This is a genomic window from Azohydromonas lata, assembly GCF_034427735.1.
GTDB lineage: Bacteria > Pseudomonadota > Gammaproteobacteria > Burkholderiales > Burkholderiaceae_C > Azohydromonas > Azohydromonas lata.
Map to the genome: position 1 here is coordinate 1 of NZ_JAXOJX010000214.1, position 449 is coordinate 449.

1 protein-coding gene is annotated in these 449 nt (G+C 78.2%); it reads left to right on the top strand.

Annotated features, from left to right (window positions below; genetic code table 11):
* Window positions 1-449 (top strand): DUF3483 domain-containing protein (locus SM757_RS35080; protein ID WP_322468881.1); only part of this gene is annotated, 449 nt, incomplete at both ends.

Here is a 449-nt window from a genome sequence, read left to right on the forward strand (position 1 = left end):
GGCGCCGCCGCCAGCCCGCCGTGGCCGCGCGCGTCTCGCGCGGCCCCTGGAACCGCCTGCCCTGGACGCTGGGCGCCGGTGCCGCCGGCCTGGGCGCCCTGGCCGTGGGCGCGCTGTGGTACGACCAGATCGCCCCCTGGTGGGCCGCGCTGTGCGTGCTGGCCCTGGGCGCCGGCGCGGCCGAGCTGGCCTTGGGCGTGGGCCTGGCCGGCCCCATGAAGCACGCCATCGCCGGGCTGCTGCACCTGGGCCTGCACCCGCGCCCCGAGCGTTTCAAGGAGCAGGGCGTCGGCCCCACCGCGCAGCGGCAGGCCAGTGCGCTCAAGCCGGTGAAGCTCGGCAGCGACCTGCCCGGCGCCACCAAGCCCGCGGACCTGCCCTGGAACCGCCTGCTGTCCTTCGACGCCTGCGTGCAGTGCGGCAAGTGCGAGGCGGCCTGCCCGGCCTAC